This is a genomic window from Clostridium sp. AF23-6LB, assembly GCF_003461085.1.
Classification (GTDB): domain Bacteria; phylum Bacillota; class Clostridia; order Lachnospirales; family Lachnospiraceae; genus Coprococcus; species Coprococcus ammoniilyticus.
In genome coordinates this window covers 317,082-342,580 of sequence record NZ_QTWK01000003.1, presented here as the reverse complement: position 1 = coordinate 342,580, position 25,499 = coordinate 317,082, and the positions used below count along the sequence as shown (strand labels likewise).

Sequence of the window (25,499 nt, the reverse complement as noted above, 5' to 3'; positions counted from 1 at the left end):
GAACATGATATGAGTAAAAAAGCTACGAAAGCACTGAATAATCCGTATTATATCGCAAGATATAATGCATCAAAGAATAATCCAAATCTTACCAGCCGGGAAAAGACGGCTGAGATTTTAAATATTGACCGGACGCGGTTATCACGGATCGAGCTTGGCATGTCAGTTCCTTATCCGGAAGAAGTTCTGGGGATGGCGGATGTATATGAGATACCGGAGCTTTGTAATATGTATTGCTCAGGGGAGTGTGCAATCGGTCGTGAGACAGTGAAACCGATCAATGCAGATAGCCTGGATCGACTGATCCTTCAGTTCCTTGGATCTTCTCAGAAGATGGAGAATATCACGGAGCAACTGATCAATATCACTTCCGATGGAATTGTAGATGAAGGAGAACTGGAGCAGTTTGATTCGGTTCTGTCTGAATTGGAAAAAATGTCGGTCAACATTCAATCGTTGATGATGTGGGCTAAAAAAAATAAAGATTCAATTATGAGTAAAAGAGGAAATTAGAAATGGCAGACAAGAATATCGAAAACGAGATTAAGAAAAGAAGAACATTTGCGATCATATCCCACCCGGATGCCGGTAAGACAACTTTAACAGAGAAGTTTCTCCTGTTTGGTGGTGCGATCAATACGGCAGGATCGGTAAAAGGAAAAGCAAATTCCAAATATGCGGTGTCCGATTGGATGGATATTGAGAAGGAGAGAGGTATATCAGTTACCTCATCCGTTCTTCAGTTTAATTATGAAGGCTACTGTATCAATATTCTTGATACACCGGGACATCAGGATTTCTCAGAAGACACATATCGAACCCTGATGGCTGCGGATTCTGCTGTTATGGTTATTGATGCATCAAAGGGTGTAGAGGCACAGACGATCAAGCTTTTTAAGGTCTGTGTAATGCGTCATATCCCGATTTTTACATTTATTAATAAGATGGATCGTGATGCAAGAGATACATTTGAATTGTTAGATGAGATTGAAAATGTCCTTGGAATACGTACCTGTCCGATGAATTGGCCAATCGGTTCCGGTAAGGAATTTAAGGGTGTCTATGACAGAGAGACCAAGATGGTCGATACCTTTGAAGCTATCTCAACCGGTGGTGCGAAGAAGGCTGCGGAGACGCAATATCATATCGAGGATCAGGAGCTTAAGGATCTGATCGGACCGTACCTGTATGACCAGTTTAAGGAAGAAATTGAATTGGTTGACGGTGCAACCGATGAAGTCGATCTCGAGAAGGTTCAGAAGGGAGAGCTTTCACCCGTATTCTTTGGTTCTGCACTGAATACATTCGGTATCGATATGTTCCTGAATTATTTCCTGAAAATGACGACACCTCCGCTTGGAAGAATGTCGGATCAGGGTGTGATCGATCCGGTTACAGAACCATTTTCAGCTTTTGTCTTTAAGATACAGGCAAATATGAATAAAGCGCATCGTGACAGAATCGCATTTATGCGTATCTGTTCAGGTAAATTTGAAGCCGGTATGGAGGTTTACCATGCAGCCAGCAAGCGTAAATTAAAATTATCCCAGCCGCAGCAGCTTATGGCGCAGGATCGTAAGATCGTAGAAGAGGCATATGCGGGTGACGTAATTGGTGTATTTGATCCAGGCTTATTCTCGATTGGTGATACCCTTACATTTCCGGGTAAGAAATACCAGTACGAAGGAATCCCGACATTTGCGCCGGAGCATTTCTGCCGAGTTGTTCAGATGAATACGATGAAACGTAAGCAGTTTGTACAGGGTGTTACTCAGATTGCACAGGAGGGTGCAATTCAGATCTTTCAGGAGTTTACAGCAGGATTGTCGGAGATTATCGTAGGTGTTGTAGGTGTTCTTCAGTTTGATGTATTAAAATACAGACTGGAGAATGAATATGGATGTGAGATCCGTTTAGAGCCGATCCCTTATAACTATATCCGCTGGGTAAAAGATCCATCTACAGATCTTACAAAGCTGAAACGTGTCAGCGATGTTAAGAAGGTGAAGGATATGAAGGGTAATCCATTGTTATTATTTGCAAATGAATGGGTTATCAATCAGGTGCTTGAGCATAATGAAGGACTGGAACTGTTAGAGTTCAGAAAGAATTAAATAAATGAATAATCTACCCTGAAAATGTAAATCCTTTTCTTATGAGGCCTAAGAAAAAATCCGTTTGACGGACAGGCAGACATAAGCAGGAGGAACATGATATGGCACTGAACAGGGTAGTGATATGTGGTGTGAATACAGCCAGACTTCCGTTACTGACAGACAAGGAAAAGGATGAATTGTTTGACAGGATCGAGCAGGGAGATATGGCTGCCAGAGAGACCTTTATCAAGGGCAATCTGCGACTGGTTCTGAGTGTGATCCAGAGATTTTCGAATTCAAATGAGAACCCTGACGATCTGTTTCAGGTTGGATGCATAGGATTGATAAAAGCAATTGATAATTTTGACCGGAGTCTGGATGTGAAGTTTTCGACGTATGCAGTTCCGATGATACTCGGAGAATGCCGGAGGTATCTGCGGGATAATAACAGTATCAGGGTATCCAGGTCGTTAAGAGATATTGCATATAAGGCGATCTACACAAAGGATGCTTTGTTAAAGAAGCTGGATCGGGAACCGACCGTGGATGAAATTGCAAAGGAGATCGATGTAGCACCGGAAGATATCACGACAGCACTGGATGCCATATCGACACCGGTTTCATTATATGAGCCTGTTTATCAGGAAGGCGGAGATACGTTATATATCGTAGATCAGTTAAGTGATAAGAAGAATAAAGAAGAAAATTGGGTAGAGAATATTTCATTGAAAGAGGCAATGAAGAAATTAAATGAGAGAGAATATAATATATTAAGGCTCCGTTTCTTTGAAGGAAAGACACAGACCGAGGTCGCATCGGAGATCGCCATTTCACAGGCGCAGGTCAGCCGTATCGAAAAGAGTGCAATCAAATCGCTAAAAGGCTACCTTCGATGAGACATGAACGATAAAGAGGTATCTATATATTATTTCTACAGAGCATTTTCATTCTATTTTACGCTGTATAACTTCGAACTAACCTCGGCTGATAGCCTTGGTAAGGTCTCAGTTATCACGTAGCGGTACTAAACGCACCGCCTTGCGGTGCGTTAAGGACCGACATGAAAAGGGTCAGTAGAACAAAATATAGATACCTCTTTATCTGTTTACGGGTAAATCTGTGTTATTGTGATTTCCCATATTATAGTATAGTTTTTTACATTTATTGTGCTTTTTTGCTTTGACCTATTTAATTTTTTTGTTTGGCTTCTAACTGTGACTTGGCTTCGGTGGCAAGCTCTGCCATATAATCCTGAACGGTTGTGCCGCCGGTGTCGCTGTTTTTCATGAGATTTGCTTTCAGCTTTTCTACTTCCTCAAGTGGAAGATCACTCATCATGGCAACTTCGGCCGATTCGATGTGAACATTTAACATTCGTTCTGCCAGATCATATTTTGCTTTTGTTGTTCGATTCAATTCTGATTCATCTCCTTACTTATTCAGATCCTTCAGATAAGCTTCGTTGATCTCGATGATCTTATTCATGGCTTCCGGTCCCGGAGCACCAATCGTATTACGTTTATTGACACATTCTTCCATACTGATCGCCTGATAGATGTCGTCTTCAAATACCGGGCAGATTGCCTTGTAGTCGTCTAATGGAAGCTCATCCAGTGAGATGTTCCGTTCGATACAGGCGAGAACCAGTTCACCTACGATGCCGTGCGCATCCCGGAATGGAACACCGTGGTTTACCAGATAATCGGCAGCATCCGTAGCATTTGTGAATCCGTTCTTTGCAGATGCTTCCATGCGGTCTTTATTTACAGTCATAGTTTTTATCATACCGTTAAATAATGCGATACATCCTTTTACGGTATCGATCGCATCAAAGGTAAATTCCTTATCCTCCTGCATATCCTTATTATAAGCAAGCGGAATCCCCTTCATTGTGGTAAGGAGAGAAGTCAATGCACCATAGACACGTCCGGTCTTACCACGAACCAGCTCTGCGATATCAGGGTTCTTTTTCTGTGGCATGATCGAGCTTCCTGTGCTGTATGCGTCATCCAGTTCGACAAACTGATATTCATTTGTATTCCAGATAATGATCTCCTCTGAGAAACGGCTCAGATGCATCATGATCGTTGAAAGTGCAGATAATAATTCGATACAGTAATCGCGGTCTGCGACAGAATCCATACTGTTAAGGGTAGGACCTGCAAAGTCAAGAAGGGAAGCAGTTAATTCGCGGTCCAGAGGATAAGTTGTGCCGGCTAAAGCACCGGAGCCCAATGGACAGTAGTTCATTCTTGCATAGATATCACACAGACGGCCGTAATCGCGCTTGAACATCTCCATGTATGCACCAAAGTGATGGGCGAGAGTGATCGGCTGCGCCTTCTGTAAATGTGTAAATCCAGGCATATATGTGTGAATATGTTCCTTCATCAGGGAATGTAAGGTGTTCATTAATTCCAGCACAAGAGCTTTAATTTCGACGATCTCATCTCTTACATAGAGCTTCATATCAAGAGCTACCTGATCATTACGGCTTCTTCCGGTATGTAATTTCTTACCGGTATCACCGATACGGTCGATCAGATTTGCTTCTACAAAGCTGTGAATATCTTCATATTTGGATGTGATTTCAAGTGTGCCATTTTTTACATCGGTAAGGATGCTGTTTAAGCCGTCGATGATCTGATCACGTTCTGCTTCCGTAAGAATGCCGGATGCTGCAAGCATAGTAACATGTGCGATGCTTCCGCGGATATCCTGTTTATAGAACTTCTGATCAAAAGAGATCGAAGCATTAAAGTTATATACTAATTGGTCTGTTTCTTTTGTAAAACGACCGCCCCAGAGCTGTGCCATAATGTAGTTCCTCTTTTCTCTAAATTTATTTTAACTGTTTCATTTTACAACAGGATGAGAGCTTAATCAACAAAAACAGGGATTAGCAGAAGAATTTTGCACGGTAAATATCAAATTTTTATGAAATAGATATTTACAGGTTTACAGCAGTTGCGGACAGATGATAAAATAACCTAAATTGTCAGAATGGATGGATTGGATGAAGAAACGACATTTTATTTTGAAAGGAATCATTACGGCACTTGTGCTGATCGTTCTTTTCTATACAGGAAGATGGGCATTTTTTAATATATTTCATCGTCAGGATGTTGTGGACGGACTGGTAGCATTACGAACAAATGTGATGCATTCGATGGAAGATGGAAATGATTCTGATATCTTTTATGTAAAAAATGTAAAGATAAAGGATATAAGTGATATCAATAAATATGTGGATTCGGCATTTGGAAGTGTAGATACCTATCGAGTACTGGTGTCCTCCGGCGATTATCTTGCAATTCAACTTTCTTTTGATCGGAGTGAGAATTATTATGTGATCCGGAAGGTGCTTTTTGATGAAGAGATACCATCGGATAAAAAGAAAGCACTTGCCATGTATGATTCATATATAGAATTTTACAAGACCTGCATCAAAGAACCGATGAGCGATTTTGATAAGGAGAAAGCAGCACATGATTATCTGATAAAGAACTGTGTATATGGCTTTCCAGAGGAACAGCAGGATGCATATGATGCTTATGGTGTTCTTGTATCCCATAAGGCGGTCTGCGATGGCTATGCAGAGGCATTTTTTATGCTGATGACCTGTTTGGATATTCCTTGTGATATTGTGGTAGGGACTGCGGATGGAGATCTGCATGCATGGAATCAGATAGAACTTGACGGGGAATGGTATAATATTGATCTGACCTGGGATGATGCGGTTCCGGATATGGGTGAATATGTAAAACACACATATTTTAATCTGACAGATGATACACTTGCCGAAAATCATACATGGGAACGGGAGTTTTACCGTACCTGCACAGATACAGATATGAATTATTATGTGAAGACGTTTGCAGTATTTGATGATTTTGAAGCATATAAGAAAGGGATCACGAAGCAGATCGGACGCTCGGATGTGCTCGAAGCAATTGTTTATTATATGGATACGGACAGACCGGATCTGTCATTTCTCTATGACAGTTCGGCTATAAAAAAACTTAAGTATCTGGTTGAAGATATGGGAGAATATTATGTGATCATTGTATATGTAAATACATGATTTTATTATTGTAAAACAAAATGCCCGCGACAGTACGGGAGAAAGGAAAACTCAATGTCTGATGAACAGGCGAGGGTGAAGTGTGATAGATATGAGCAAGAAAGAATTTATGGATCAGCTCAGAGAAGGGCTGGATGGCAATGTATCATATGAGAAATATTGTGAAACAATAGAATATTATGAGTCTTATTTCCGGAGAAAACTGGCAGAAGGAAAGACTGAGGAGGAGATTGTTGCGGAACTTGGCTCCGGGCGACTGATCGCAAAGACGATTGTTGATACCGCAGGAGCTGACCGGACAGAACAGAGTTATACTTATACAGAGACAACAGGCGGCAGACGCGGAAGTGTGAGCCGAGATGGAGAAGACGCACCAAAGGGCTGGCATGTCAAAATGGATGAAAATGGAAATACCAGTGTCTGCTTTGGAAAACTTGATTTTTCTACAACGCTTGGGAAGGTTGTGATCGGAATCGGACTTATTTTATTACTTGCATTGATTGTATTGCTTGTTGTGATTGGAGTTAAGATTCTTGTATATGTGATCATTCCGGTTGCTGCAATTTTGTTTATTGTGAACCTGATTATCAGTCTGATCGACAATCATCGAATGTAGTCGAAAGTAGAATTTTTAACAGATAAAAAAGTTTTAAAAAAAGTTGAAAAAAGTTCTTGACAATTATCGGTATATCCCTTATACTAGCAAAGGTGTTCGACAGAGAACACAAACGAAATGGGATCTTAGCTCAGCTGGGAGAGCATCTGCCTTACAAGCAGAGGGTCACAGGTTCGAGCCCTGTAGGTCCCATTTAAAATAAAATATGGCGGGATAGCTCAGTTGGCTAGAGCATGCGGTTCATACCCGCAGTGTCGAGGGTTCAAATCCCCCTCCCGCTACTAACCTTTAATCGTCATGAATGTCATGACGATTTTTTTCTTTGCAGAAAAGTTCGTTGATTATGAATGGATAAATTATTATAGAATGGATAAACATTTTATCATCGGGTGAGATGGGTAAATAAGAAATAAGGAGAAATCAAATATGCGAGTTGGAATGGGCTATGATGTTCATAAATTGGTAGAAGACAGAAAGTTGATCCTTGGCGGAGTGGAGATTCCATATGAGAAAGGACTGCTTGGGCATTCAGATGCAGATGTTCTGCTACATGCGATCATGGATGCGCTTCTTGGAGCAGCGGCACTGGGAGATATCGGCAGGCATTTTCCGGATACAGATGACCGTTATAAGGGTGCAGACAGCATGGTGCTGTTAAAGGAAGTGAAGAAGCTTCTGGACGAGAATTTTTTCTTTATAGAGAATATAGATGCGACAGTGATAGCACAGCAGCCGAAGCTTGCCCCATATATAGAAGATATGAGAAAGAATATTGCAGAATGTCTGGAGCTTCCGGTGAACAGGGTGAATGTGAAGGCTACGACAGAGGAAAAGCTGGGATTTACCGGAGCTGGCCTTGGAATCAGTTCACAGGCTGTCTGTCTGTTAGAGACTGTTGGAAACTATGATTATGATGTTATGGGAACGAATCAGGGAGGCTGTGCCGGCTGTCAGGGCTGTCCGGTCAGACAGTAGGTAGTTTAGGGTATGAATGAAGAAAGATGCGATTATATGGATCGTAAATCGTTTGATTCGATTAGGATAGAGATTGCCGGAGCGGAAGATATGAACGAGATCCGTAAGCTCTGGAAACAGTCATTTGACGATCAGGATGCATATATGGATTATTATTTTTCAAGTGTAGCAATAAGGAATCAGATCTTTGTGGCAAAGAATGGCTCTAAGATCATTTCCATGGTGCATTTAAATCCATATACTCTTGCTGAGACGACAGCAGGAGTGACAGCATATAAAAAGGGCGGTTATGTTGTCGGAGTTGCGACAGTCCCGGAATTTCGCAAACAGGGAATTATGTCGATGTTAATGAAGTATGTACTGTCATATGCGGCAGAGAATAATTACGATTATATTTATCTGATGCCGGAGAAGGAGATCTATTATAAAGGACTGGGATTTGCTCCGGTGGTAGAAAGCGGCTTTTATAATATAACAGATCTGAAACCTGAGAAGAATAATTATGAGCTTTGTGGGCTGGAAGATATAACAGATGAACAGTTGGAGAGCTTTTCTGAAAAACTGACACAATGCTATAATCTCTTTGTACCACGAACCAGAGCCTATCTGGAGGATCTTGGAATGGAATGTCAGTCTCTATTCGGTGATGTATATATCATAAAGGATGAGAATGAGATAGCGGCAGTATATGGAACTATGTATGATGGAGATTATGCAGAGATCGTTCAGTATTGTACAGATACCGGTTCACTTGATCCGTTGTTATATGGCGTTTGTGAGAGTGGCATCCGGGTATTTCCGGAAATCGAACTGTTTGGAACTTATGCGAATCATAAGATGATAAAGAAAGGTCATGGGATCATGTTTTATGAGCCGTATACGGAGTGCGCAGAATTATATAGAAAATCAGATCATATTTTCATAAATGAAGTGGTTTAAAAAAGTATGAATACCATGTATAATAGTAATAGAATGTATGTACAAAAAGGAGAAATAAAATGACAACAGATGGATATGTAGAACATATAGTGAAAACAAAGACTTCTGCCGGAATCATGGCATTGATCGTACTTGGAGCAATTATCACTGTGGTGGGAGCATTTTTTATGTTCTTTGTACCGGGAGGCGCAATCTTTGGACTTCCGCTTGCGGTTGTTGGTGTAATTATATTTTCACTTGCGATCAATCGAAAAGAGTGTGAGTTTGAATATTTGTTCGTAAATGATGATGTTGAGGTTGCAAGGATCACCGCAAAGAGCAGCAGAAAACAGGTGTATCATTTTGAAGGCGGAGAAGTAAAGCAGATCACGACTGTAGATTCAATCTATAGAGATAATGAGCATCAGGCAAATTCAGGTATTAAAACGATGAATTTCACTTCAAAGGATAAGAACACAGAGAATCCTGTTTATTCTTTTATCCTGAATAAGAATAACCGCACAGAGGAAGTCCTGTTAGAGCTCGATGCAAAGACGATTGAACATGTAAAACAATTTTATAAGGGGAAAATCCGGGAATAGCGAAAGTCAGGAACGGACACATATTTATAAGCAGAAAGACAGATACTATAAAAGAGGTGCTTACGATGAAGATTACTTTTTTTAAATATCTGTCTTTGTTTTTGACCGGAGGGATGGTATATTATTTTCTTGAGATATTTACCAGAGATTATTCTCATTATTCCATGATAATCTGCGGGGGACTGTGTATGATTGCCTGCGGAGGTTTGAATCAGATGTTCCCGAGAATGCCGATTCCGCTACAGATGATTTTATCGTCAGGAATCATAACTTTGTTTGAATTTGTAACCGGAGTTATTGTAAATCTGATCTTTCATGTTGGAGTATGGGATTATTCATACCTGCCATATAATGTAATGGGGCAGATATGTCTGCCGTATTCTGTGCTGTGGATGTTTCTTTCATTGATCATAATATTTGTGGATGATGGAATCAGGCATTTTCTGTTTGGAGAGGAATTACCGGAGTACAGATTATTTTAAATAAATGAAATGAGAGTTTTTTGTTGCTGAAGAAGCTGCGACATTTAGAGTATTAAAAAAAGCTTATAACAGATCCGGTCTGAAATCCGGACTTCTGATGATAAGCTTCTTTTATGTGGTGTGAAATTAAATACGAAATTATGGCTGAAGAGGAGTCATCTTAAGTCCTTTATACAGTTTGGTATAAAGACTTCTTTCGTCGGAGTAAAGCATGATTCCCCGTGCACCATCTTTAACAATGTAGGCGTATTTATTCTTCTGTACATTCATGTACAAAACTTCCTCCACATTCAGTTCTTTGGCCTTCACTTTAGCAACACTGACACTTACCGGCTGTAATTTATATTTTTTGATTGCCTGTTCAACTGTCATGATAAACACCTCCATCATATAGTATGCCTATGTTTGTTTGAATATAGTATATTGTATAGATAGCACAAAGTCAACTGTTAATAGTGCACAAAAAGACAAGAAAAGGAAAAAACTTCCGTTATTTTTTATAAAAAAGGAGAGATAAATAGTGAAAAATGCAAACTATTATACTATGATGGAAGAAGAATTAAAGAAAATATCGGATTCCGGCAGTAAGAAGAAGCTTCTACTTCATTGCTGCTGTGCCCCTTGTTCCAGTCATTGTCTGGAAGTCCTGGCCAATTATTTTGATATTACTGCTTATTTTTATAATCCGAATATCACAAGTGATGAAGAATACGGGAAACGCTGGAACGAATTGAAACGCTTTGTCCATGAAGTATATCAGGAGAATGGGGTGGAACCATATCTGGAAGAGCATGAGAGCGAACGGTTTCTTGAAATGGCAAAAGGAATGGAAGAAGAGCCGGAACGCGGGATACGGTGTTATGCCTGTTATAAACTTCGTCTGGATAAAAGTGCCGCGTTTGCAAAAGAACATGGATATGACTATTTCACCACAACCTTGTCGATCAGTCCACATAAAAATGCAGACTGGCTCAATGAAATCGGAGAAGAGCTGGGTGAGCAGTATGGTATAATGTTTTTACATAGTGATTTTAAGAAGAAAAACGGATATAAACGCTCAATCGAGCTTTCAAAGAAATATAATTTATATAGACAGAACTTCTGCGGCTGTGAGTTCAGCAGAAGAGCGTATGAAGCAACAGAAAAAATGAAGCAGGAAGCTGCTCAGAAATAAGTTGACGAATTTCGATGAAAAAGTGTTGTCTAACAATAACAAATGTGTTAGAATTGACAAAACTAGAAAAAAGAGGCAGATGAGGATCTTTGTATGTGTGCACAGATTCTCTGTTCACTCTTTTTTTTTGAGCAAAAATAGAAAAAAGAAGAAAGGAATTGTATTATGAAAGCTTTTTTGATACTTGAAGATGGACATGTATTTGAAGGCACCAGTATTGGAGCAACCGATGAGATCATAAGCGAAATTGTTTTCAATACGTCTATGACAGGTTACTTAGAGGTGTTGACAGACCCATCCTATGCCGGGCAGGCAGTTTGTATGACATATCCGTTGATTGGTAATTATGGTGTATGTCTGGAAGATATGGAGGCTGATAAACCATGGCAGTCAGGATTTATTGTAAGAGAGATTGCGAAGAAGCCAAGTAACTTCAGAAGTGAACAGAGTATTAACCAGTTCCTTATTAATAACAATATAACAGGTATCGAGGGAGTTGATACCAGAGCCTTGACAAAGATCCTCAGAAATCAGGGTACAATGAAGGGCATGATCACAACAAATTCTTCTTATGACCTTGAAGATTGTCTGAAGCGGATCAAAGCATGGGAGATGGGACATGTTGTTCTTGATGTTACATGCAAAGAAAAGAAAGTTTATCCGGGAGATGGCTACAAGGTAGCTGTTATCGATCTCGGTGTTAAGAGAAATATTATCAAATCTTTATTAAAGAGAGGCTGTCAGGTTACCGTATATCCTGCTGAGACACCTGCGGAGGAGATCATCGCAGATGCACCGGACGGCATCATGTTAACAAACGGACCTGGAGATCCAAAGGATTGTAAGGTTACAATCAAAGAAGTGAAAAAACTTTTCGATACAGATATTCCTATTTTTGCAATATGTCTTGGACATCAGCTGCTTGCACTTGCAAATGGCGGCGATACCGTAAAGATGAAATACGGTCACAGGGGTGCGAACCATCCTGTAAAAGATTTAAAGACCGGAAAGGTTTATATTTCAACCCAGAATCATGGATATATGGTAAAAGAAGAGAGCCTTGACAGAAAGGTTGCCGAGGTCAGCTTTATCAATGTAAATGATGGTACAGTAGAAGGTGTTCATTACCTTGGTAAGAATGCACAGACCGTACAGTTCCATCCGGAAGCATGTGCCGGTCCTCTTGATACAGACTTCTTGTTTGATGTATTTATGAATATGATGGAGGTGTCTAAGTAATGCCAAAGAATCCGAATATTAAAAAAGTTGTTGTAATTGGCTCCGGTCCTATCGTAATCGGACAGGCTGCAGAATTTGATTATGCCGGTACACAGGCTTGTCGTTCATTAAAAGAAGAAGGCCTTTGCGTTGTTCTGATCAACTCCAATCCGGCTACGATCATGACAGATAAGGATATCGCAGATAAGGTATACATTGAGCCATTAACAGCCGATGTTGTAAAAGCAGTGATCGAGAAGGAAAAACCAGACAGCCTTCTGCCAACACTGGGTGGTCAGGCAGCTTTAAATATCGCAATGGAACTGGAAGAATCCGGTTTCTTAAGAGAACATGATGTTATGTTGATCGGTACATCTTCTTCAACAATCAAAAAAGCAGAGGACAGACTGGAATTCAAGAAAACCATGGAGAAGATCCATGAGCCTGTAGCACCATCTGAGGTTGTTACAACGGTAAAAGCCGGTCTCGAATTTGTTAAGAAGATCGGATATCCGGTTGTACTCCGTCCGGCATACACCCTCGGCGGAAGCGGCGGTGGTATCGCTGAGAATGAAGAAGAGTTTGTCGAGATTCTGATGAATGGTCTGAGACTCAGCCGTGTCGGTCAGGTTCTGGTAGAGCGTTGTATCGCAGGCTGGAAAGAGATCGAATACGAAGTAATGCGTGATGCAAATGGTACCTGTATTACAGTTTGTAATATGGAGAATCTGGATCCGGTCGGTGTCCATACCGGTGACTCTATCGTAGTAGCACCATCCCAGACATTGGGTGATAAAGAGTATCAGATGCTTCGTACATCTGCATTAAATATTATTTCTGAATTAAATATCCGTGGTGGCTGTAACGTACAGTTTGCATTACATCCAACTACATTTGAATATTGTGTAATCGAAGTAAATCCTCGTGTAAGCCGTTCGTCGGCACTTGCATCCAAGGCAACCGGTTATCCGATCGCCAAGGTTTCTGCAAAGATCGCACTTGGTTATAATCTGGATGAGATCAAGAATGCAATTACCAAGAAGACATTTGCAAGCTTTGAGCCTGCACTGGACTATGTTGTTGTTAAGATTCCTAGACTTCCGTTTGATAAGTTCATCAAGGCAGATCATGATCTGACAACACAGATGAAGGCAACCGGTGAGGTTATGAGTATCTGCACAAACTTTGAGGGCGCATTGATGAAAGCAATCCGTTCTCTGGAACAGCATGTAGATGGTCTTCATTCCAGCAGATATAAGAATATGTCTGACAGTGATATCTTAAAGCTTCTGCATCATGTAGATGACAGACGTATCTTTGTTATTGCTGAGGCGCTTCGCCGTGGCATTACACAGGAAGCAATTCACGATATCACAAAGATTGATCTTTGGTTCATTGATAAGATCAACAATCTGGTTGACTATGAACAGGAGATCCGTGATTCCAAGGGAGATATCTCCAAGGAACTGATGAAGGAGATCAAGCGTGTAGAATTCCCGGATAAGGTAATCGCACAGCTTACAGGAAAGACAACAAAAGAGATCAAAGAGCTGCGGTATGGCTATGGTATCCGTGCATCTTTCAAGATGGTTGATACCTGTGCTGCAGAGTTTGAAGCATCTACACCATACTATTATTCCTGCTTCGACGGTGAGAGTGAAGTAGAGGAAGATCATTCCGTAAAGAAGGTTATGGTTCTTGGTTCCGGTCCTATTCGTATCGGACAGGGTATCGAATTCGATTACTGCTCCGTACACAGTACATGGGCATTTGAGAGAAAGGGATACCAGACCATTATCGTAAATAATAATCCTGAGACAGTCAGTACAGATTTTGATATTGCAAATAAGCTGTATTTCGAGCCGCTGACAGCAGAGGATGTAGAAGCAATTGTAGATCTGGAAAGACCGGATGGTGCGGTTGTTCAGTTCGGCGGACAGACAGCGATCAAGCTGACGGAAGCACTGATGGAGATGGGTGTTCCGATCCTTGGTACAAGTGCAGAGAATGTAGATGCCGCTGAGGACAGAGAATTATTCGATGAGATCCTTGAGAAGTGTTGTATCCCAAGACCTGCCGGAAAGACGGTATTTACCAGAGATGAAGCCTTAGAGGCAGCCAATGAACTCGGTTATCCGGTTCTGGTAAGACCTTCTTATGTATTAGGTGGACAGGGAATGCAGATCGCGATCTCTGATAAAGATATTATTGAATTCATGGATATCATCAACAGACATGTTCAGGAGCATCCTGTTCTGGTTGATAAATATATCATGGGTAAGGAAGTAGAAGTAGATGCCGTATGTGATGGAGAAGACATCCTGATCCCTGGTATCATGGAGCATGTAGAGAGAGCCGGAATCCATTCCGGTGACAGTATCTCTGTATATCCTGCACAGACACTTTCACCAAAGATCAAACGTGTAATTGAAGATTATACAAGAAAGCTTGCAAACAGCCTTCATGTAATCGGTCTGATCAATATACAGTTTATCGCATACAATGATGAAGTATATGTAATTGAGGTAAATCCTCGTTCCAGCCGTACTGTTCCATATATCAGCAAGGTTACCGGTATTCCGATCGTAGATCTTGCAACCCGTGTTATCACAGGTGAGAAGATCAAGGATATGGGATATAAGCCGGGACTTCAGCCGGAAGCAGAATACTTTGCGATCAAGATGCCTGTATTCTCATTTGAGAAGATCCGTGGAGCTGAAATCAGTCTGGGACCGGAAATGAAATCAACAGGTGAATGTCTTGGTATCTCCAAGGACTACAACGAAGCCCTTTACAAGGCGTTCCTTGGTGCAGGTGTAAATCTTCCAAAGACAAAGAAGATGATTCTTACAGTTAAGGACGCAGACAAGATGGATGCAGTAGAAATCGGCAGACGTTTTGCGGCTCTTGGTTATGAGATCTTCTCTACAAAGAGCACATGTAGAATCCTGAATGAGAATGGAGTACCTGCTGAACTGATCAACAAAGTAGAGGAACCATCACCAAATCTGTTGGATCTGATCTTAAGTCATGAGATCGATCTGATCATCGATACTCCGTCACAGGGTATTGAACGAAGCAAGGATGGTTTCGTGATCAGACGTCATGCAGTTGAAACCGGCGTTACCTGTCTTACAAGTCTTGATACAGCGAATGCGCTGCTTACAAGTTTGGAGTCATCCGCAAACAGACGATTATCACTGGTTGACATCAGCGAATTATAAGTATAATATGATACAACCTGACAAAACAGGCTGCTGCATTTTGCAGCAGGCTGTTTTGCGTTCTTAATAGGAGGTGGAATATGCATAACATTCCAAGAGATGAGGTATTTGTGATCGGACATAAGAATCCGGATACGGATTCAATTTGTTCAGCGATCGCGTATGCAGATCTTAAGAATCAGTCAGAAAATAAATATATTCCCAAAAGAGCGGGTAATATCAATAAAGAAACAGAATTTGTATTAAATTATTTTGATGTGGAAGTGCCGGAGTTGATCAAAAACGTGGACACCCAATTGAGTGATATTTCTTACCGACTCGTTTCCGGTGTACCGGGTGATACAACAATGAAGAAAGCATTTGAGATCATGCAGAAGAATGATGCAACGACGTTGCCGGTTGTGGAGAATGGAAAGATTCGTGGAATATTAACTGTCGGAGATATTGCAGAAGCTTATATGTTGAATTCGGAGGACGACATTCTGTATAAAGCGAGAACCAGATGCCGTCATATTATTGAAACGATCGATGGTGAGATGGTTTGTGGAAATCCACACAGCTATATCACAAATGGAAAAGTTATCATTGGAGCGGCTCATGTGGAGTTGATGGAGCATTTTATAAAACCGGGTGACCTAGTTATCTTAAGTGACCGGAAGGAATCCCAGCTGATGGCAATTGAAAAGGGAGCAGGTATGCTGATCCTTTGTCTGGTGGATAAGGTAGATGATGATGTAGTAAAACTTGCAGCATTTAAGGGCTGTTCGATCATCATATCACAGAATGATACCTATAAGGTGGCCAGACTGATCGGTCAAAGTATACCGGTAAGATTCTTTATGGTTCGTGATAATATCATGACATTTAATGAGGATGATTCGGTTGAAACGATCAAAAGCGTAATGTCGAAGACGAGAGTCCGTTATTTCCCTGTCGTAGACAAGAGCGGGAATTATCTGGGATTGGTTTCCAGACGTAACTACATCAATGCCAGAAAAAAACAGGTGATCCTGGTCGATCATAATGAACGTACCCAGTCGGTTGATAATATCGACAAGGCAGAGATCCGGGAGATCATCGATCATCACAGAATTGCAAATGTAGAAACACTTGCACCGGTTTATTTCAGAAATCAGCCGGTCGGCTGTACATCTACGATCATATATCAGATGTACAGAGAACAGAATATTATACCGGATAAGAAGATTGCGGGATTGATGTGTGCGGCTATTTTATCAGATACGCTGCTGTTTAAATCGCCGACCTGCACCTGCGAGGATAAGAATGCAGCATATGCACTTGCACAGCTTGCAGAGATAAATGTGAATGATTTTGCAATGGAAATGTTCGATGCCGGAAGTAATCTGAAGGGAAAGACGATTGATGAGATTCTGCATCAGGATTATAAGAAATTTGAGATTGACGGACGTACCTTTGCGATCGGACAGATCACATCGATCAATACCAGAGAGATTGAACAGATACAGAAGAGTATGTACGAGTATCTGACCGATTATACAGAAAACGGCTGTGATGTATTTTTGTTTGTAATGACAAGCATTTTAGACGATAGTTCCGGAATGCTGGCATTTGGAGATGAGGCAGAGGAGATCTGTTCCCGTGCGTTCCAGACGAAATTTGTAGATCATTATGCATATCTGGAGGGCGTGGTTTCCAGAAAGAAACAGATTGTTCCGGCACTGGTTCGGGCTGTACAGGAACTCGATCAGCCGGAATAGAATAAAGGCAGAAAGGCAGATGTACAATGAAGAAATATCAGGCAGTTATATTTGATTTGGATGGAACACTTTTAAATACATTAGAGGATCTGGCGGACAGTACAAATTATGCACTTCGTCAGATGAATTACCCGGAACGGACAATCGATGAGGTCCGCCGTTTTGTAGGAAATGGTGTAGAAAAGCTGATGGAGCGTGCAGTTCCGACGGGAACTTCAGAAGATGATACATTAAAAGCACTTGCGATATTCAAGAAACATTATTCAAAGAATATGTTGAATAAGACAGGTTCTTACGAGGGAGTTATCGATGTGCTTAAGGTGTTAAAAGAAAAAGGAATACCGGCAGGGATCGTATCGAACAAATTTGATGCTGCAGTAAAGGGACTGCGGGATCAGTTTTTTGGAGAGTATATTTATACTGCGATTGGGGAGTCTGCAAATGTAGCAAAGAAACCGGCACCGGATACCTGCATCGAAGCAATGAAGGAAATGCAGATCGGACGGGAAGGTACAGTCTATGTTGGAGATTCAGATGTGGATATCATGACCGCGAAGAACAGCGGACTGGAATGTATCTCTGTTACCTGGGGCTTTCGTGATGAAGAATTCCTGTTAGAACATGGTGCTACCCAGATCATCCATAAGCCGGAGGAGCTGCTCGAATTCTTTTAAACGGTAGAGCTGCTGCCTGACTGATAAGGAAGTTGGATGGGCTTATGAATCGGTTTGATATGAAAGATATGCACTATGCAGATGTACATGGCGGATCAATGTATAAGGAATATGTAAGATGAATATATATACAGCGAATCAATATATAAAGGATACCTTCGGGGAGAAATTATACAAGCTGTCATTAAATGCCGGAACCACCTGCCCGAACCGGGATGGAACGGCAGGAATTGGCGGTTGTATTTTTTGCAGTAGTCTAGGATCGGGTGATTTCAGTCCAAAAGCGGATATGGACATAGATCGACAGATTGAACAGGCAAAACAGCTGGTTGCTTCGAAGTTCAAAGGTAAACATTATATTGCATATTTTCAGTCATTTACGAATACATATGGTGATATCGACCGTTTGCGGGATATTTATAGAAAGGCAGCGATGCGGTCAGACATTGCGGTTATTTCAATTGCAACCAGACCGGATTGCTTGGGAAATCAGGTGATCGATATGCTGCGTGATATACAGAGGATCAAGCCGGTGTGGGTAGAACTCGGACTTCAGACGATACATGAGGAAACGGCAAAGTTTATCAATCGCGGATATCCCATTTCGGTATATGACGAGGCGGTAAAAAAACTCAGGGATCTTGGTGTACATGTGATCGTACATATGATACTGGGACTTCCGGGAGAGACGCAGAGAGATATGATCGAAACAGCAGAGTATATAGGAAAGAGCGGTGCACAGGGCATAAAGCTGCAGCTACTTCATGTCCTTAAAGGAACCAACCTTGCTGAATTGTATCAGAATGGAGAATGTTCTGTTTTATCGTTGGAAGATTATACAGAATGTGTTGTTTTGTGTCTGAAGGTACTGCCGCCGGATATGGTGATCCACCGTCTGACCGGAGATGGGCCAAAGAAACTATTGATCGCACCGCTTTGGAGCTCAGATAAGAAAAAAGTAATGAATACGATAAATGCAGCAGTCAGGCAGGCATAGCCCGGGAAACTGATTGCTGCATTTTTGTTGTTTCTATATCTGCTGATTGCAGATAGATGCTGCTTCTAAAAAAGTAGAAGCAGCATGTTTGTAGACATCGGAAAGGGAGTTATATCGTTCAAACAATTCAAAAAAGTCCCAGGAAAAGGTGTGTCCGTAGGTAAACAGACGGAACAATTCTTCGTTTTTTAGATTTTCGAAAGAAGCAAGATCAATGCAGACGAGAAAGATCAGAAATTCAATATTGATATGATAGTATACGGCTGTGCGGAAGATCAGCCGGATATCCGGATAACTGCGGCCATGTTCATAATTGGAATAGGAGGAGGGTGTGAGTTTCAGATGCTTTGCTGCTTCCTGAATGGTAAGATGGTTTCCGGTTCTGAGTGCGGTAAGAGCACTTCCTATATTTGTTTTCGTTGTCATATTAGAAGTTCCTTTCATTTGTAGTTTTACTGTCTGAAATACGCAGATCTATATAAGTGTCGATCAGCTTTTGATCGATGGATGGCAGACAGGCGATTTTTGCAGATCGTTCATTGCTCTGTGCATCTGTGGGCAGAGCCGGAACGGCAAGGTATGGATTTTCTTCATAAACTGCTTCCGGCATTGCACCGGCCGGAGCATTCTGGACAGCCAGAGTATAGGCAAACAGAAAGTCGTGCTCTAATATCCGGGACAATTCCATGATATGCTGCATGCCGGGGATGATCCTTCCGGTTTCGTAACTGGCATAGCTGGCACGGGATACAGACAACTGTTTTGCGACCTGTTCCTGAGTCAGATGTTTCTTCTTGCGGAAATACTTTAATAAGTCAGGAAGTGGATTGTTTTCTTTTTTCATATTGGATTCCTTTCATTTGTTTTTTTCAATCATAACAGAAAAGGTGGCTGCAGGAGCGTTGATGTAATAACTTGTATGGTTTGATGTAATAACTTGCATGTTTCGGGATAAAAAGTTGCGTTTTTAATATTGATACGGTACAATTACAAAAGTTCAGAAGATAAAAATGGAGGTATAAAAATGAGCCGTGCAGATGATATATTTATTTCAATGTGCCGTTCGATCATAGAGAACGGATACAGTACAGAAGGGGAAAAGGTTCGTCCAAAATGGGAGGATGGAACCAGTGCCTATACGATCAAACAGTTTGGTGTTGTGAACCGGTATGATCTTTCAAAAGAATTTCCGGCGATCACACTTCGCAAGACATATGTGAAATCTGCTATTGATGAACTGCTCTGGATCTGGCAGAAAAAATCAAATAATATCCATGATCTGAAGAGCCATATCTGGGATAGCTGGGCAGATGAAGATGGCACGATCGGAAAAGCATATGGTTATCAGATGGGAGTAAAACATCAGTATAAAGAGGGTATGATGGATCAGGTGGATCGTCTGATCTATGACCTGAAACATAATCCATACAGCAGACGTATGATAACCAATATGTATGTGCATCAGGATCTTCACGAAATGAATCTGTATCCATGTGCATACAGTATGACCTTTAATGTGACCGGAGACCGCCTGAATGCAATATTGAATCAGCGTTCACAGGACGTACTTGCAGCAAATAACTGGAATGTGGTCCAGTATGCAGTGCTGGTTCATATGATCGCGCAGGTGACAGGCTTCAAACCGGGTGAACTGGTTCATGTGATCGCAGACGCACATATTTATGACCGCCATATTCCGATCGTGAAGGAACTGATCGAGAGAGAAACCTATCCTGCACCGAAATTTAAAATGAATCCGGATGTAAAGGATTTTTATGAGTTCACAGTAGATGATTTTACGATCGAAGATTATAAGACCGGACCTCAGGTGAAAAATATTCCAATCGCGATTTAACGGATATTTGTAGTTATTTGAATAAAATTACTAAAAAAAGATTGTATTTTAAGATAAAATTCACAAAAAGTATTTGTCTATTCTAAAAATTTGTGGTACAATTTTCATATATTTTTGGAGGTGCGTTACACATGGAAGATATTATGATTACATCTGGCACAAGTTTTGAAGGATATGAGATCTCAGAATATGGTCCATATAGATTTGTGCAGACAATTTTAAGTTCAAACTTTCTGAAGGAGATTGGTTCATCAATTGCAGATATTGCTACAGATCGAAGCAGCATATATCAGGAGAAGCTGGATGGAGCAATGAATGAAGCAATCAAGTCATTCAAGGAGATGGCCGGCAAGACCAAGTACAATGCAGTTGTAGGTTTCCATACAAATGTAGTAGATTACTCATCTAATATTACATCTGTTGTTGCTGCGGGTACATTGGTTTCTATCAAGAAAGAATATCAGTCCGAATTTGAGAAGAGTGTATTTGTCAGAAAAGAGTTATATGTTAATAACTATTATGACAAGCTTGTTCCAAGAGCTGTAAAGATCGTTCTTGCTTCAGAAGGAAAAGGAACCAGAATATCAGCATGGTTTAATAATTACAATATGGAAGATATCAAAGCAATCAAGGCAGATATTAAATTTACAAATATTTATGGTGATGAGATCACATTGACCGGAGTTGATTTCGTATTTGATAAAACAGGTCAGTCGCTTCTGAAGTCTGATTATATTGAATGTAAGCTTCCGGATAAGTACATAAAGATCATTTCAAGCTCAAAGGTATATATCCAGAAGTATGTAACTTCCCGTGGAGTATATTCCTGCGGAGATGATCCGATCGATGTAGATCTCAGTCCATTAAAGTTCAAAGCCCTTAAGATGAAAAAAGGTCTGGATGCGGTATGTAACTATAAGTCAGACGGACTGGTATGGACCTGTAACTGTGGTCATGTAAATGAGGGCGGAGCAGAAGAATGTGTGATCTGTTCCAGAAAACAGGATGAGATGAAGAACACGGTTTCCTTTAATTATGAGCCTATGATTGAGGAAATGCGTCAGAAAGAATATGTTATGGAGATCAAGGATGTTCTTATGAAGCACATTAAGGACATTGATTCCGGCCTTCGTATGCAGTTGTTGGAAATCATGGAGTCCGGTCTTCAGTATGAGAAGACCCGTGGCAATATGAAGGATACGGTTATTGAAAAGGTAGAGAATCTGTTCCTTGGATTATAAAAATGCAGCAATATGTTCTACAGATAATTGAGCATCTGGAAGAAATGGGATATAAAAAACTGAATCCTGAAAGCAATAACGTATATGGCAGACTGGGAACAGATGCCATATATGTTGTTGTGCTTGGAAGCAGCAGAGATCTGAGGGCAGAAAGCTTACAGAAGTTTAACAGACAGATCATACATGACTTGTCTGCAGACAGTGATAAAAGAATCGAACTGCTTAATATATTACTGACACCGAATGGATTGTTTGATGATTCTGTAAATGAGATTGTTTCAAAGATGAGCAATGTCTGGCTGTTCAGTGAAGACTATGGCAAACTGTATGTGTTTGAAAATCAGCCAATGGATTTTGATGGCTTGCAGCCGGTGCTTGACAAACAGATCCTGCAGGAAAAGGGCAGGAATCTTTCAAGGATCCGTAAAACGTTTGGTGTAATAACACCGATATTGATATTAATCAATATTATTATTTTTGTGATATCTGTATATACAAGAGATGCAGCGGGAAATTCTTGGCTGGAGGAATTGCTTGCGGATAATTTGTATGACGTAATCGTAGAAAAGCAATATTATCGAATCATAACATCCATATTTTATCATTTTTCTCTGATTCATCTATTCAGCAACATGGTTGTTCTGGTTGCGCTGGGAGCGAGAGTTGAGAATCTGATGGGACGGATTGGCTTTCTGATTTCATATTTGTTTTGCGGGATCACCGCTTCAATATGTTCGTTGATCAGCTGTTATCTGGGAAATTATTATACATATGCAGGTGGCGCATCCGGGGCAATCTGTGGATTGATGGGAGTGCTGATCGTATTTGCATTTTTTAATAAAGGACATATTTCAGGAATTTCGTTAAAAGATCTTTTGTTTTTATCCGTGCTCACAATATTAAATGGATATGTTTCAGATGGAATTGATAATGCAGCGCATGTAGGCGGCCTTATCGCTGGACTTTTAGTTGGTATAATTGCGATCCTGATCCATAAGGCTGTTGTAAAAGATAAACCTATGTGATAAAATTAAGAGATGAAAAAATTGTTAGGAGTATGGTTTGATGGGTACTGGAATAAGTATGTCAAGTGTGAATAAAATTAAAGAACTGGCTGAAAGCAGAGACTATAGTCTTGCTTTGGATATACTTGAACATCAGGATTTGACCAAGTCCCTTTCGCCACAGTTTATTAAGATCTGTGGTGAAGTTTATTATGAAAACGGGCGGTATCAGGAAGCCCGTGCTGCTCTTGTAAAAGCACATTCCATGGCACCTGTAGGGAATAAGATCATATATTCTCTGATCCGGGTATATTTATCCATGGGCTTTTATTCACTGGCAAATACCTATTATGAAATATATAAATTTAATCAGAATGAAAAAGATGCGGGTACATACAGGATCGAATATATGCTTGCGAAAGCAGAAAGAAAACCGTACAAGGAATTGTATGGTATTCTGATATCGGCAAATGAAAAAGAAACAAGTGATATCTGGGATTTTGAGATGCTTTTATTGTATAAAGCAATGGGAAATGAAGAAAAATTCCAGTCGGAAGCCGAGATGTTCTGTGCAACTTATAAAGGTTCATCTTATATTGACAAGGTGAATCAGTTAAGAGAGAAATTATATGATGTTGATAAAGCCATCTATTGTTATCCTGAAACGGAAGCAATGGATGACGATATCGCGCAGCAGGATGTCCGTCTGATGGAAGAGAAAGTATTAGAAGCAGATGATTTGAGAATCCATCCGAAAGATCCAAAGATCACATTGATGGTTGAGGATCGGGAACCAGTTACGAATTCTATGAAGTTTAAACAGATGCTTCTGAAGTCGAAAGAAAAGAAAGAATCCAAGAAGTTACAGAAACAGGAAAAAAAAGCAGAACAGCAGAAAGAACAGACAGATCAGGAAGTATTGGATACTCCGGAGAATTCTGATCAGGAAGAGAATACCGGAAAGAAAAAGTGGTTCCTTAAGAACCGGATGTCAAAGAAAGAAGAAGAGGCAATTGAGGAAGCATTTGCGGAGCAGGAGAACTCAGAAGTAGACCGTGATCAGCTTCTTGGCGAGATTGTAAATCCGGAATCTGATGAAACTGTCGCTGAGAATGGCATGGAAGCTGAAGCAGAACCGGTTGCTGATCCTACAGGGGATGAGAAGAAGCCGAGAAGTCTGGATGAATTATCAGAGGATTCATTTGAAGATGGCGTTGACGATTTTGATTTTGATAACGAAGAATATGATTCTGTATTGATGGTAGATGTGGATGATGCAATCATGCCGGAACCATCGAATGAACATACAGAAGAGATTCTCGAAGAAGCTCCGGAAGAGATTATATCCGAAGATATAACTGACGCTTCAGATGTTGAGAAACCTGAGAATGTTGAATCGGAAGAACCTGAAAAATCTGAAACCGATGAGCAACAGATTGAGAAGAAATCAGAATATACGGAATCTGTTGAAGATCATGAGATTACTGAGGCGGAGACAAAAGATGCTAAAGAACCTGAGACATCAGAATCGAATGAAGAAGATGCCGATAGTGCTGAGACGCCAGGGCCGGCCGGGGAAGATGATGATTCTGTTGTTATAGAGGAAGTAGAAGAAACTGAGAAATCTGAGCTTGAAGAAACAGCAGAAACCGCTGAGCCTGCAGAAGATGCTGAAAAGGCAGAGATGCTGGAGGAAAATCAGGAACTGGAGTTAGAATCAACGGATACAATGGAGAAAACAACTTCTGATGATCCGTTTGATATAGATATAGCGATTCAGTCGCTTGATGAATATACATTTGACGCAGATACCTGGGAAGATGATTCATTTGAACAGGCATATGAGGATGATGATATTGTGGAGATCGAAGCAGCAACCGGATCTGACACAAAAGTGGAAGTCGAAACAGAGAATGAAGCTGAAGAGGAAGTAGAAATCGAGCCGGAAGTGGAGGTTAGGGCTGATTCCGATCCTGGATCAGAATTAGAAGTCGAAGCTGAGGCTGATTCTGAGAAAGAATCTGAGAGTAAGACGGAAGCTGAGAAGGATGTTGAAATTGATTCTGAAGCTGTGGTTGAAATGAATTTAGAGGCCGAGGTCAATCCGGAATCTGAAACGGAACAAGAACCAGAATACGGGATTGAATCGGAGAAAACGGCACATAGACGGGACTTCCCGATATTTCGTTCAAGTCTGTTTCCGGATTATAACAGCGACAAACCTCCAGTTGTAGAGTTGATGAAAGAAACGGTTGATATGAAGGCTGAATATGACAGAAAAATGTCAGATAATCTGGAAAAAGAAGAACAGCTTATTAATCAGGCAGATGAATTACTGGCAAGACTTGGTATAGAGCTTGGAACCAAATATGCATCAAATACAGACTACTTCAATATGCATAGTGATAGTTTTGTTAACCTGATTGAAGATGAAACAGACGTCGAAAACGCGGATCTGTCATCTGATGAGAAGGGGATATCGGAACAAGAAGATAACAGAAAAGAACAGCTTGAGCACCTAGATAAAAAACAGGAGAAGAAATACAAGCTTAAGAGGAATGACAAATAATTAGATTAATATATAAATATTATTTTTTATT

General features: G+C 40.7%; 24 protein-coding genes and 2 tRNA genes. 21 read left to right on the top strand and 5 right to left on the bottom strand.

The window, feature by feature from the left end; genetic code table 11:
- The first annotated feature begins 9 nt into the window (after positions 1-9).
- The 3 genes from DWY07_RS08615 (at position 10) to sigG (ending at position 2,992) form a co-directional block, all read left to right on the top strand.
- Positions 10-513: a helix-turn-helix transcriptional regulator gene (locus tag DWY07_RS08615; RefSeq protein WP_117822707.1), complete on the top strand. Its 504-nt coding sequence runs from the start codon at positions 10-12 to the stop codon at positions 511-513.
- A gap of 2 nt (positions 514-515) precedes the next feature.
- Positions 516-2,114, top strand: a complete 1,599-nt coding sequence (locus DWY07_RS08610; protein WP_117822705.1) for a peptide chain release factor 3 — start codon at positions 516-518, stop codon at positions 2,112-2,114.
- 101 nt (positions 2,115-2,215) lie between these two features.
- Positions 2,216-2,992: an RNA polymerase sporulation sigma factor SigG gene (gene sigG, locus DWY07_RS08605; protein WP_021943748.1), complete on the top strand. Its 777-nt coding sequence runs from the start codon at positions 2,216-2,218 to the stop codon at positions 2,990-2,992.
- A gap of 292 nt (positions 2,993-3,284) precedes the next feature.
- Here sigG and DWY07_RS08600 read toward each other — a convergent pair whose 3' ends face one another.
- A complete protein-coding gene (locus tag DWY07_RS08600; protein ID WP_117822703.1) occupies positions 3,285-3,512 on the bottom strand; it encodes a hypothetical protein in 228 nt (75 codons plus the stop codon).
- Positions 3,513-3,527: 15 nt separating this feature from the next.
- A complete protein-coding gene (gene argH, locus DWY07_RS08595) occupies positions 3,528-4,913 on the bottom strand; it encodes an argininosuccinate lyase (RefSeq protein ID WP_117807647.1) in 1,386 nt (461 codons plus the stop codon).
- Positions 4,914-5,112: 199 nt separating this feature from the next.
- Between argH and DWY07_RS08590 the strand changes: the two genes are divergently transcribed.
- From DWY07_RS08590 to DWY07_RS08555, 8 genes are all read left to right on the top strand, one after another.
- A complete protein-coding gene (locus DWY07_RS08590) occupies positions 5,113-6,180 on the top strand; it encodes a transglutaminase domain-containing protein (RefSeq protein ID WP_226801002.1) in 1,068 nt (355 codons plus the stop codon).
- A 91-nt stretch (positions 6,181-6,271) separates the two neighbouring features.
- Positions 6,272-6,796 carry a DUF1700 domain-containing protein gene (locus DWY07_RS08585; RefSeq protein ID WP_117785011.1) on the top strand — a complete coding sequence of 175 codons (525 nt, stop codon included), beginning with the start codon at positions 6,272-6,274 and terminating at the stop codon, positions 6,794-6,796.
- A gap of 119 nt (positions 6,797-6,915) precedes the next feature.
- A tRNA-Val gene (locus DWY07_RS08580) sits at positions 6,916-6,988 on the top strand.
- A gap of 15 nt (positions 6,989-7,003) precedes the next feature.
- A tRNA-Met gene (locus tag DWY07_RS08575) sits at positions 7,004-7,077 on the top strand.
- Positions 7,078-7,222: 145 nt separating this feature from the next.
- Positions 7,223-7,771, top strand: coding sequence for a 2-C-methyl-D-erythritol 2,4-cyclodiphosphate synthase (gene ispF / locus DWY07_RS08570; RefSeq protein WP_117822701.1), 549 nt, complete (start codon positions 7,223-7,225; stop codon positions 7,769-7,771).
- Positions 7,772-7,783: 12 nt separating this feature from the next.
- On the top strand, positions 7,784-8,710 hold the full coding sequence (locus tag DWY07_RS08565; protein ID WP_117822699.1) for a GNAT family N-acetyltransferase: 927 nt from the start codon (positions 7,784-7,786) through the stop codon (positions 8,708-8,710).
- A gap of 59 nt (positions 8,711-8,769) precedes the next feature.
- The gene (locus DWY07_RS08560; RefSeq protein WP_117822697.1) at positions 8,770-9,291 is read left to right on the top strand and encodes a DUF6106 family protein; all 522 of its coding nucleotides are present in this window, start codon (positions 8,770-8,772) and stop codon (positions 9,289-9,291) included.
- A gap of 65 nt (positions 9,292-9,356) precedes the next feature.
- The gene (locus DWY07_RS08555; RefSeq protein WP_021943756.1) at positions 9,357-9,773 is read left to right on the top strand and encodes a hypothetical protein; all 417 of its coding nucleotides are present in this window, start codon (positions 9,357-9,359) and stop codon (positions 9,771-9,773) included.
- 138 nt (positions 9,774-9,911) lie between these two features.
- Here the strand turns inward: DWY07_RS08555 and DWY07_RS08550 are convergent, their stop codons facing one another.
- Positions 9,912-10,145, bottom strand: coding sequence for a hypothetical protein (locus DWY07_RS08550; protein ID WP_021943757.1), 234 nt, complete (start codon positions 10,143-10,145; stop codon positions 9,912-9,914).
- A gap of 148 nt (positions 10,146-10,293) precedes the next feature.
- Here DWY07_RS08550 and DWY07_RS08545 point away from each other — a divergent pair, with 148 nt between their 5' ends.
- The 6 genes from DWY07_RS08545 (at position 10,294) to DWY07_RS08520 (ending at position 18,799) form a co-directional block, all read left to right on the top strand.
- Positions 10,294-10,947: an epoxyqueuosine reductase QueH gene (locus DWY07_RS08545; RefSeq protein ID WP_347465383.1), complete on the top strand. Its 654-nt coding sequence runs from the start codon at positions 10,294-10,296 to the stop codon at positions 10,945-10,947.
- 165 nt (positions 10,948-11,112) lie between these two features.
- Positions 11,113-12,186 (top strand): carbamoyl phosphate synthase small subunit, encoded by a 1,074-nt coding sequence (locus DWY07_RS08540; protein ID WP_021943759.1) that lies wholly within the window; start codon positions 11,113-11,115, stop codon positions 12,184-12,186.
- Entirely contained in the window at positions 12,186-15,389 is a 3,204-nt protein-coding gene (gene carB, locus DWY07_RS08535; protein ID WP_117784906.1) for a carbamoyl-phosphate synthase large subunit, read from the top strand. Before DWY07_RS08540 ends, carB begins: the two co-directional genes overlap by 1 nt.
- An 80-nt stretch (positions 15,390-15,469) precedes the next feature.
- On the top strand, positions 15,470-17,128 hold the full coding sequence (locus tag DWY07_RS08530) for a putative manganese-dependent inorganic diphosphatase (protein ID WP_117807641.1): 1,659 nt from the start codon (positions 15,470-15,472) through the stop codon (positions 17,126-17,128).
- 26 nt (positions 17,129-17,154) lie between these two features.
- Positions 17,155-17,802 (top strand): HAD-IIIA family hydrolase, encoded by a 648-nt coding sequence (locus tag DWY07_RS08525; RefSeq protein WP_021943762.1) that lies wholly within the window; start codon positions 17,155-17,157, stop codon positions 17,800-17,802.
- 118 nt (positions 17,803-17,920) lie between these two features.
- Positions 17,921-18,799 (top strand): TIGR01212 family radical SAM protein, encoded by an 879-nt coding sequence (locus DWY07_RS08520; protein WP_117822696.1) that lies wholly within the window; start codon positions 17,921-17,923, stop codon positions 18,797-18,799.
- Between the two features lie 33 nt (positions 18,800-18,832).
- On the opposite strand, the gene DWY07_RS08515 is transcribed toward DWY07_RS08520, so the two are convergent.
- The gene (locus DWY07_RS08515) at positions 18,833-19,225 is read right to left on the bottom strand and encodes a helix-turn-helix transcriptional regulator (protein WP_021943764.1); all 393 of its coding nucleotides are present in this window, start codon (positions 19,223-19,225) and stop codon (positions 18,833-18,835) included.
- Position 19,226: 1 nt separating this feature from the next.
- Positions 19,227-19,643: a helix-turn-helix transcriptional regulator gene (locus tag DWY07_RS08510; RefSeq protein WP_117822695.1), complete on the bottom strand. Its 417-nt coding sequence runs from the start codon at positions 19,641-19,643 to the stop codon at positions 19,227-19,229.
- 180 nt (positions 19,644-19,823) lie between these two features.
- On the opposite strand from DWY07_RS08510, the gene thyA reads away from it, so the two are divergent.
- The 4 genes from thyA to DWY07_RS08490 all read left to right on the top strand — a co-directional run bounded on the left by thyA (position 19,824) and on the right by DWY07_RS08490 (position 25,468).
- Entirely contained in the window at positions 19,824-20,654 is an 831-nt protein-coding gene (gene thyA / locus DWY07_RS08505; RefSeq protein WP_117822694.1) for a thymidylate synthase, read from the top strand.
- Between the two features lie 131 nt (positions 20,655-20,785).
- Entirely contained in the window at positions 20,786-21,895 is a 1,110-nt protein-coding gene (locus tag DWY07_RS08500; protein WP_117807637.1) for a heavy metal-binding domain-containing protein, read from the top strand.
- Between the two features lie 2 nt (positions 21,896-21,897).
- The gene (locus tag DWY07_RS08495) at positions 21,898-22,920 is read left to right on the top strand and encodes a rhomboid family intramembrane serine protease (protein ID WP_117807636.1); all 1,023 of its coding nucleotides are present in this window, start codon (positions 21,898-21,900) and stop codon (positions 22,918-22,920) included.
- Positions 22,921-22,960: 40 nt separating this feature from the next.
- On the top strand, positions 22,961-25,468 hold the full coding sequence (locus DWY07_RS08490) for a hypothetical protein (RefSeq protein WP_117822692.1): 2,508 nt from the start codon (positions 22,961-22,963) through the stop codon (positions 25,466-25,468).
- The last annotated feature ends 31 nt before the right edge of the window (positions 25,469-25,499 follow it).

Coding starts and splice junctions, on each gene's coding strand:
- DWY07_RS08615 (WP_117822707.1), top strand. CDS start 10: ATGAGTAAAAAAGCTACGAAAGCACTGAATAATCCGTATTATATCGCA.
- DWY07_RS08610 (WP_117822705.1), top strand. CDS start 516: ATGGCAGACAAGAATATCGAAAACGAGATTAAGAAAAGAAGAACATTT.
- sigG (WP_021943748.1), top strand. CDS start 2,216: ATGGCACTGAACAGGGTAGTGATATGTGGTGTGAATACAGCCAGACTT.
- argH (WP_117807647.1), bottom strand. CDS start 4,913: ATGGCACAGCTCTGGGGCGGTCGTTTTACAAAAGAAACAGACCAATTA.
- DWY07_RS08590 (WP_226801002.1), top strand. CDS start 5,113: ATGAAGAAACGACATTTTATTTTGAAAGGAATCATTACGGCACTTGTG.
- DWY07_RS08585 (WP_117785011.1), top strand. CDS start 6,272: ATGAGCAAGAAAGAATTTATGGATCAGCTCAGAGAAGGGCTGGATGGC.
- ispF (WP_117822701.1), top strand. CDS start 7,223: ATGCGAGTTGGAATGGGCTATGATGTTCATAAATTGGTAGAAGACAGA.
- DWY07_RS08565 (WP_117822699.1), top strand. CDS start 7,784: ATGAATGAAGAAAGATGCGATTATATGGATCGTAAATCGTTTGATTCG.
- DWY07_RS08560 (WP_117822697.1), top strand. CDS start 8,770: ATGACAACAGATGGATATGTAGAACATATAGTGAAAACAAAGACTTCT.
- DWY07_RS08555 (WP_021943756.1), top strand. CDS start 9,357: ATGAAGATTACTTTTTTTAAATATCTGTCTTTGTTTTTGACCGGAGGG.
- DWY07_RS08550 (WP_021943757.1), bottom strand. CDS start 10,145: ATGACAGTTGAACAGGCAATCAAAAAATATAAATTACAGCCGGTAAGT.
- DWY07_RS08540 (WP_021943759.1), top strand. CDS start 11,113: ATGAAAGCTTTTTTGATACTTGAAGATGGACATGTATTTGAAGGCACC.
- carB (WP_117784906.1), top strand. CDS start 12,186: ATGCCAAAGAATCCGAATATTAAAAAAGTTGTTGTAATTGGCTCCGGT.
- DWY07_RS08530 (WP_117807641.1), top strand. CDS start 15,470: ATGCATAACATTCCAAGAGATGAGGTATTTGTGATCGGACATAAGAAT.
- DWY07_RS08525 (WP_021943762.1), top strand. CDS start 17,155: ATGAAGAAATATCAGGCAGTTATATTTGATTTGGATGGAACACTTTTA.
- DWY07_RS08520 (WP_117822696.1), top strand. CDS start 17,921: ATGAATATATATACAGCGAATCAATATATAAAGGATACCTTCGGGGAG.
- DWY07_RS08515 (WP_021943764.1), bottom strand. CDS start 19,225: ATGACAACGAAAACAAATATAGGAAGTGCTCTTACCGCACTCAGAACC.
- DWY07_RS08510 (WP_117822695.1), bottom strand. CDS start 19,643: ATGAAAAAAGAAAACAATCCACTTCCTGACTTATTAAAGTATTTCCGC.
- thyA (WP_117822694.1), top strand. CDS start 19,824: ATGAGCCGTGCAGATGATATATTTATTTCAATGTGCCGTTCGATCATA.
- DWY07_RS08500 (WP_117807637.1), top strand. CDS start 20,786: ATGGAAGATATTATGATTACATCTGGCACAAGTTTTGAAGGATATGAG.
- DWY07_RS08495 (WP_117807636.1), top strand. CDS start 21,898: ATGCAGCAATATGTTCTACAGATAATTGAGCATCTGGAAGAAATGGGA.
- DWY07_RS08490 (WP_117822692.1), top strand. CDS start 22,961: ATGGGTACTGGAATAAGTATGTCAAGTGTGAATAAAATTAAAGAACTG.